This window comes from Cyanobacteria bacterium GSL.Bin1, from assembly GCA_009909085.1.
In the GTDB taxonomy this organism is placed as follows: domain Bacteria; phylum Cyanobacteriota; class Cyanobacteriia; order Cyanobacteriales; family Rubidibacteraceae; genus Halothece.
The window spans coordinates 1-7,649 of record JAAANX010000111.1 but is presented as its reverse complement, the minus strand read 5'-3'; the positions used below and the strand labels follow the sequence as shown (position 1 = coordinate 7,649).

The following is a 7,649-nucleotide window of genomic DNA, read 5'->3' as shown; positions in this document are numbered from 1 at the left end:
GAAACGAGCTAGCATGGATGTGGCGTATTTGTTGCAAGTTCTTAACGCTTCGATTCCTTTATACTCTAACCTATTTGAGACCTAAATTTTCTTGCGCTTACCCTGCGCAATAAATGTTAGCCCCCCTCTTGTTTGATTTTTCTAATATTAGCCGGGTTTGTATTTATAATAGTGCTGACAATGACGCGATTAATATACATAGCTAGTATCTCCTAATTTTGTAAGGATAAAAAGGCAGGTTGAGTAGAGCGAAGAAAAACCGACTTTAATTGTAAATGATCGACTTCTGATTTGGCTTACCTTCCCCACCCTATCTATTGCTCATTTTATTTTCCAGACTGACTCATTCATCTTTAGCTAAGCGCAATCACGCTTAACTCAGGGAATTAGAGGGCGCGATTGGGCGATCGATGATAGTCTCTTTAAAGAACTTCAACATAGTTTGACTCTCGTAATAATTCAAAGAATAGAAAAATATTCTATCTTAGAAGTAAGAAGAGAAGAAACACCAAAAGATTCCATGCAGCTAGAAGATTACTTTGAATTTGTCAGTGAAGATGATATTCGCCTCAAAGGGCATCGCGTCGGGATTGATAATGTTTTAAGTTATTATCTTGACGGTTATACCCCAGAAGAAATTCAGGGGGAGCTAAACACTCTCAGTTTGGAAGTCATTTATGCCACAATTACTTACTACCATCACAACCGATTGCAAATAGATGCTTATCTTAAGCGCCTTTCGGAGTGGCAAGAACAGCGCTATCAAGCCTTTTGCAATGATACTACTTCACCTGTGATCGATCGTTTGAGAAGCAAAAAAGCACAGCGTCAACCAACCATGAACGACGGTGAAAATCAAGTTTTTGCTAGATGAAAACCTACCCCCACGAACGATTATCGCGTTACAACGTCGTCACCCAGAAATTGATATTTTGCGGGTTGGTCAAATCGGCGCTCCTGCCTTGGGAACTCCAGACCCAGAAATTTTGTTGTATCTAGAATCTAGACAGCGAATTCTGGTGACAGATAACCGTCGCAGTATGCCCAAGCATCTCGAAGATCATTGGTCTGCACAGAGACAGATTTGGGGATTGCTGTGGATACGTCCCAGAACCTCTGTGGGATTTTTGGCTGAAGAATTAGCTCTCATCTGGGAGTTAAGTGAAGCTGAGGAGTGGATTGATCAAACAGCTTGGATTCCTCTATAGTAATTTTTTCATCTTTGGTTGATTTGATCGGCATCGCGCTTAACTCAGGGAATTAGAGAGCGCGATCGCCATTATGCGTTTGTTGGCATTTGGAAATATCAAGGCGAAGCAAAAGAACCAACCTTGCAAAAAGAACCTTTATAGTGATTCCAAGTAAGAACCATACAATCAATGAGGGGCAAATACAGAACATGCCTTTAACTCTGCTGTACGGAAATCAATTGGAATGACTATAGTTTATGAGGAAGTGCAGTTCTCCACGCGATCCTATAAGTAAAGGTTTGAGGCTGTTTTTGCCTCACAATTGTTTCAGTCCCGTTAAGCCTCTACAGCAAAGGATTTTGCAGTTGCTGAACTTTCCCATTGAGATTTATACTTGCCTGGGTCCACAATCTGACAACCCTCTCTGAAAATGAGCGAACCGTGAGTTCTAAAGTGGCAAATCGAAAGACTAGCAGAAGAATGACGACTGATCAGGGATTTTTCGTTAAGCTCGATATTAGTGTTAGTTCCGAAAATGATTTTCATGAAGCAGCAAACTCAAGTTTCAACGTCTTCTGTCATTACGTTACAAGTCTCTCCAGCGCAAGTGATGCGGGGAAAAGGCGCGATCGCGCAAGCCGGAAAAAATATTGCGCACCTCGGTCAACGCCCTCTTATCATTGGCGGCGATCGCGCACTGAACTTGGTTCAACCCTTTCTGAACCCAATTCTACAAGAGCATGATTTAACTGCCATCAGTGCCTCTCACTATCCTGACTCTTGCGAAGAATCGCAACAGAAATTACAAGAACAAGTTGCCATGCATCAAGCCGACCTCATTATTGGCGTCGGAGGCGGCAAAGCCTTGGACATGGCCAAGCTGGTTGCTTTTCAATGTGACTTACCCATCGTAACGATTCCGACATCAGGTGCAACTTGTGCTGCTTGGACCGCTCTTTCTAACATTTACACTGCAGCAGGAGCGTTTCAATATGATGTTCCTCTCCCTTATGCCCCCAATTTACTGATTCTCGACTATGATTTAGTTGCCACTGCCCCCAAACGGATGCTGGTGGCTGGCATTGGGGATGCCCTTGCTAAATGGTACGAAGCGAGTGTTAGTAGTGGTGATGCCACAGCCAGTTTAACCATTGCTGCCGTGCAACAAGCCCGTGTCTTACGAGATATTCTCTTACAAAAGTCTGCCCTAGCCTTGGAAAATCCTGGGGGAGAAGTTTGGCAAGAGATTGTCGATGCAACGGTTTTACTCCCTGGTGTCATCGGGGGGTTAGGCGGTGCAAATTGTCGCACGGTTGCCGCCCACGCCATTCATAACGGGTTAACTCATCTGGCTGCCACTCATGACATTTTGCATGGGGAAAAAGTGGCTTATGGGATTTTAGTGCAGTTGCGGTTAGAAGAAATGGTCGAAGATAACCAACTGGCTGCTTCCGCGCGACACCAATTACTGCAATTTTATTCCGAAATTGGTTTACCAAAGAGCCTTGAGGATTTAGGATTAGAAAACGTCACCTTGGCACAGTTACGACAAGTAGCCGACATTGCTTGTGCGCCGAATTCGGATATTCATCGTTTACCGTTTACGGTGGAACCAACAGAATTAGTGGCGGCGATGGTCTCAACTACTGTCACGATCAATAGTAAAGCGGTTGCTGTGAACCAAGAGAGTTAACACTGGTATCAACCTGAGAACACAATGGGATTTGAATTTACCCCTGCTGAACGATTAAATGCCCTTCCTCCTTATGTTTTTGCTCGTCTTGACGAATTAAAAGCAAAGGCACGAGAGCAAGGCTTAGATTTGATTGATTTGGGGATGGGCAACCCCGATGGCTTTGCCCCAAAACCGGTGATTGATGCGGCTACGCAAGCGTTGAGTGTAGCCGAAAATCATGGTTATCCCCCCTTTGAAGGGACGGGGAGTTTTCGCAGCGCGATCGCGCGGTGGTATTACCGGCGGTATGGGGTAAATCTCTCTCCAGATAGTGAAGCGTTACCGCTCATCGGCTCGAAGGAAGGCTTAACCCATCTGGCTTTAGCTTACGTGAACCCGGGTGATCTCGTTTTAGTTCCTTCTCCGGCATATCCTGCTCATTTTCGCGGACCGCTGATTGCTGGGGGCAAGTTACATCAAATGACACTGACAGCGGAAGAAAATTGGTTGATTGATCTCGCCAAGATTCCAGAGGATGTGGCGCAGCAGGCGAAGATGCTGTATTTCAATTATCCGAGTAATCCCACTACAGCAGTTGCTCCGCGGGAGTTCTTTGAAGAAATTGTTGCCTTTGCTCGGCATTACTCTATTTTGCTGGTTCATGATCTGTGTTATGCCGAATTAGCCTTTGATGGCTACCAGCCCACCAGTGTGTTAGAAATTCCAGGGGCAAAAGAAATTAGTGTTGAGTTTCATACACTATCCAAAACTTACAGCATGGCAGGATGGCGGGTTGGTTTTGTCGTGGGAAATAGTAAGATTATTCAAGGACTGCGCACGCTGAAAACCAATATGGATTATGGGATTTTCTCGGCTGTCCAAGCCGCAGCAGAAACGGCGTTAGAGTTACCGGATAGTTATGTGGAAGCGGCGCAGCAGCGCTATCAACAACGACGGGATTTTCTGGTGGAAGGCTTAGGGAAATTAGGCTGGAACATCCCGAAACCAAAAGCAACCATGTATTTGTGGGTACCTTGTCCAAACGGGATTAGTTCCACGGATTTTGCCTTGGATACCTTACAGAAAACTGGCGTAGTCGTGACGCCCGGTAATGCCTTTGGCGAAGCCGGAGAAGGCTATGTCAGAATTAGTTTAATTGCCGAGCGCGATCGCTTGCAGCAAGTCTTAAATCGCTTTGAGCACAGTGGAATTCGCTTTGATTAGTCATTAGTCATTGGTCATTGGTCATTAGTCATTAGTCATTGGTCATTGGTCATTAGTTATTAAACTCCCTGTAAATACAAAGGACGAAGGACCAACTGATCACTTCCTCTCCTTGTCTCCTCATTATTAATGATTTACCTCCTCACTTGTTATGTCTGATCCAATTCAATTATTATTTGAGGGACTCGAAAACCTGGCACCTGGCGATGATGCCAGCACGGAGTATGCTTTAAATCTGCTGCCACACCATAATTTTGAATTAATTGTTGATGTCGGCTGTGGAACTGGACGACACACCTTAGTTCTTGCAGAGAAACTCAGGACGTTGATCCACGCTATAGATTTATACGAGTTTTTTTTAAGCGATTTGATGAAAAAAGCCCGCTCTCGTCATCTCCAATCTTTCATCCAAACCCACTGCATGGACATGAACGAGATTCCCAAGACGTTTCAAAATATCGATCTTTTATGGTCAGAAGGATCAGCGTATGCAATTGGCTTTCGTCATGCCCTGAACACTTGGGCGAAGGTCATTGCGCCGGAAGGATTTTTGGTGGTTAGCGAACTCTCCTGGCTGACTGAGACTAAACCCGATCGCGCTCAAGCCTTTTTCCAATCGGACTATCCAGCGATGCAATCAGTTCAGGAGAACCTTGCTGTGTGTGAGAATGCCGGTTACGACATCCTGCATACTTACACGCTACCACGGCGTGCCTGGGAGCAATATTACAATCCACTCCAGTCAAGAGCGCAAGCCCTGCAATCTCATGAAGATCCCTCAGTGCAAGAACTGGCGCAAGGGATGTTAGAAGAAATTGCTGTTTTTGAGGAATCAGGCAACAGCTACGGCTATGTTTTCTTTATCTTGCAACGTTCAGCTTAAAACGGCTCATTCTGTTTTGTTTTCAGGTTCTTCTTGAGTGGTGAGTTTTTCCACTTCTTCCATAGTTTCGATGGGGTCAGTTTCTTCAGATTTTTTAATATAGTTAATTTTTACTTCTTCTAAAAGTTCACCTAATAATTGTTCAATTTCAGCTAGGGTTTCTTTGTTTTGTAATTCTTCTTTGAGAGCCTCTTTAAAGTCTGAAGAAAGTTTATCAAATAAGGCTTGTCCTTCTGCATCTTCATAGGAAGAAACTAAAACTTCCACTGAGGATTTTGCCAATTGACTCGATAAGTTTTCGAGCCATGTATCCGGTAAAGTTTGGACGCCTGGAATTTGTTGCAAATTTTGGTAAAAATCGGACTCTAAAAACGCACCGCGTAAGGCATAGTGCAATAATGCTTCTACATCCAGTTGCACTTTGGGTAATACTTTATAAATCGTCAATGCTAGCAATCGATCAGTGAGAATTTCAACTTTATTCGCTTCACTGACTTTGAGATAAGGTTGAGGATTCAGTAAAAAGTTCGCTGCTTCTCCTTCGACCACTGAACTCCTCGCTTGATTAATAATTCGCACTAATAAATATTGAGAAACCCGATCTGATAAATAGGCAGCCGGTTCGTAAGTGATTTGACTTAAAATTCGTTCAAAATCAATAACTTTTGAGGTATGGAGACGTGTTAAAACTGGGATGACTCTTAGCCAGCGCCAAAAAGGGATTAAAAGAAACCAATCATACCACCGTCGCAGTAAAGCATCGAACCAATTAATTCCTTGAATTCGATAACTCATTAGCATTGTTCGAGTCATTAATTCAACGGCAAAAAAGCCGATAAAAATACTATCAATCCGCCAAAAATTATCAACAAAGCGTCCATATTCATCCACTTCCCGATAGTAGTTAGTGGCTAAAAGAGGTGCAATTCTTTCTTGGAAATAGTCGAGTTCTGCTTGTCCATTTTTTTGAAAATTATCTTCACTCCAGAATTGACTTAATCCCTGATCAGCAGTCAGTTCTCCGGTATGTTCTCGAAACAAGCGTTTTACCCGAGCAAACGTACCAAATTTTCCTGCAACTAAAAAAGGATTATTGTCAATCATTTCTTCACTTTCGTCACGGAGAGTGCTTAAAAGTTCCTTACTTTTAGGACTTAATCTGTCCTGTGAAGAAAATGTATTCTCTAGCTGATGAACGGTTTCTAAATAGTTTTGAGTAAACGGATGAGGACTGATGCCCTTGAGAGGATCATAATGTTCAACAATTGCTGGAAAATATTGCAAATAAAGATCCCGTAGTGGCACATAAGTTAAGTTAAAAAAAGAAATAAGTAAACTTAGCACAGCAATCACTGCAATTCCTTTTTCCCACCAAGCGGTAGCGCGTTCCATAGTTCTAAAAATATCTGGTTACGAGTCGGTTATCAAAAATTGATATAGTATGATCCGATTGGTTTAAATTTAAGACAATATGGCTTTTTCTCAAGTGACTGTGCAAGTTCCCGCGACAACTGCTAACCTCGGACCAGGGTTTGATTGTCTAGGAGTTGCTTTAAGCCTTCATAATTGGTTTCAGTTTACAAAACAAGCAGCTGGCACTTCTCCAGTTGAGATTATTGTTCAGGGCCAAGAAGCAGCAGGGGTGAGTACCAACACGAATAATTTACTTTATCGAGCGTTCAGTCAATTCTATGAGGATTTTGGTGAAACCCCCCCTCCTATTAAAATCGAGATTGAGTTAGGAGTGCCTCTCTCGCGGGGCTTAGGCAGTTCAGCAACGGCAATTGTCGGGGGGTTGCTAGCAGCCAATACGTTTGCCGGACATCCATTAGAAGATCGTGATTTATTACGAAGCGCGATCGCGCTAGAAGGACATCCCGATAATATTGTCCCCGCCTTTCTGGGCGGTTGTCGTTTAGCTGTCCCCACCGAGAAGGATTGGGAAATTGCAGAAATTCCTTGGTCAGAAAAATTAGTCCCCGTGGTGGCAATTCCGAACTTTGAACTCTCTACTGAAGCCGCGCGAGCCGTGTTACCTTCACAATTTTCTCGTGATGTTGCTATTTTTAATGCCGCACACCTGGGGTTATTATTACGCGCGATCGAAACGGGACGGGGGGATTGGTTACGAGTGGGAATGCAAGACCAACTGCACCAACCCTATCGTCAACAACTTATTACTGGCTATACGGCGGTAGAAGCAGCTGCCCTCACAGCAGGCGCTTATGGCGTTGCGATTAGCGGTGCCGGTCCAACCATACTGGCGATTACTAGTATGGGGGATGCCCCATCTGTTGCTCAAGAAATGCAAACAGCATGGCAAAAAGAAGGAATCGCCGCCACGGTCGAAGTCCTACACGTTAACACCACTGGCGCAACGTTTCAAACACGGAAGTAGTAGTCTGTCAGTTTTGAAATGATGGGCTGAGTTGGGAGAGGGGAGACAAGAGAGACAAGGGAGACAAGGAGAGTGGGTGAACCAATGACTATGTTCCTGAACCTGTCGAAGGATGACTAATGACCAATGACCAATGACTAATGACCAATGACCCAATCTTGACACTCCCCCGGCTAAAGCGCGGGGGATTCTTGGTTCATCGAGGCTGCTTGCTCTGACAGAACGGATTCTACCAGAGTAGAGGCTGCTTCTCCCCAAGCGTGAGTTCCGACGTGCCCC

7 protein-coding genes are annotated in these 7,649 nt (G+C 44.2%); 6 read left to right on the top strand and 1 reads right to left on the bottom strand.

What is annotated here, in order from left to right:
* Window positions 1–520: 520 nt before the first annotated feature.
* The 5 genes from GVY04_14855 (at window position 521) to GVY04_14835 (ending at window position 4,972) form a co-directional block, all read left to right on the top strand.
* Complete coding sequence (locus GVY04_14855; GenBank protein ID NBD17364.1) at window positions 521–874, top strand: DUF433 domain-containing protein; 354 nt, start codon at window positions 521–523, stop codon at window positions 872–874.
* Window positions 849–1,208: a hypothetical protein gene (locus GVY04_14850; protein NBD17363.1), complete on the top strand. Its 360-nt coding sequence runs from the start codon at window positions 849–851 to the stop codon at window positions 1,206–1,208. Before GVY04_14855 ends, GVY04_14850 begins: the two co-directional genes overlap by 26 nt.
* Before the next feature lie 526 nt (window positions 1,209–1,734).
* Window positions 1,735–2,883: an iron-containing alcohol dehydrogenase gene (locus GVY04_14845; protein NBD17362.1), complete on the top strand. Its 1,149-nt coding sequence runs from the start codon at window positions 1,735–1,737 to the stop codon at window positions 2,881–2,883.
* Window positions 2,884–2,907: 24 nt separating this feature from the next.
* On the top strand, window positions 2,908–4,089 hold the full coding sequence (locus tag GVY04_14840) for an aspartate aminotransferase (protein NBD17361.1): 1,182 nt from the start codon (window positions 2,908–2,910) through the stop codon (window positions 4,087–4,089).
* Window positions 4,090–4,240: 151 nt separating this feature from the next.
* On the top strand, window positions 4,241–4,972 hold the full coding sequence (locus GVY04_14835) for a methyltransferase domain-containing protein (protein ID NBD17360.1): 732 nt from the start codon (window positions 4,241–4,243) through the stop codon (window positions 4,970–4,972).
* Window positions 4,973–4,978: 6 nt separating this feature from the next.
* Here the strand turns inward: GVY04_14835 and GVY04_14830 are convergent, their stop codons facing one another.
* Window positions 4,979–6,364 (bottom strand): hypothetical protein, encoded by a 1,386-nt coding sequence (locus GVY04_14830; protein NBD17359.1) that lies wholly within the window; start codon window positions 6,362–6,364, stop codon window positions 4,979–4,981.
* 79 nt (window positions 6,365–6,443) lie between these two features.
* On the opposite strand from GVY04_14830, the gene GVY04_14825 reads away from it, so the two are divergent.
* Entirely contained in the window at window positions 6,444–7,370 is a 927-nt protein-coding gene (locus GVY04_14825; GenBank protein NBD17358.1) for a homoserine kinase, read from the top strand.
* Window positions 7,371–7,649: the final 279 nt, after the last annotated feature.

What these genes read in the sequence shown, in the direction of transcription:
- GVY04_14855 (NBD17364.1), top strand. Translation starts at nt 521, where the DNA reads ATGCAGCTAGAAGATTACTTTGAATTTGTCAGTGAAGATGATATTCGC.
- GVY04_14830 (NBD17359.1), bottom strand. Translation starts at nt 6,364, where the DNA reads ATGGAACGCGCTACCGCTTGGTGGGAAAAAGGAATTGCAGTGATTGCT.
- GVY04_14835 (NBD17360.1), top strand. Translation starts at nt 4,241, where the DNA reads ATGTCTGATCCAATTCAATTATTATTTGAGGGACTCGAAAACCTGGCA.
- GVY04_14845 (NBD17362.1), top strand. Translation starts at nt 1,735, where the DNA reads ATGAAGCAGCAAACTCAAGTTTCAACGTCTTCTGTCATTACGTTACAA.
- GVY04_14825 (NBD17358.1), top strand. Translation starts at nt 6,444, where the DNA reads ATGGCTTTTTCTCAAGTGACTGTGCAAGTTCCCGCGACAACTGCTAAC.
- GVY04_14840 (NBD17361.1), top strand. Translation starts at nt 2,908, where the DNA reads ATGGGATTTGAATTTACCCCTGCTGAACGATTAAATGCCCTTCCTCCT.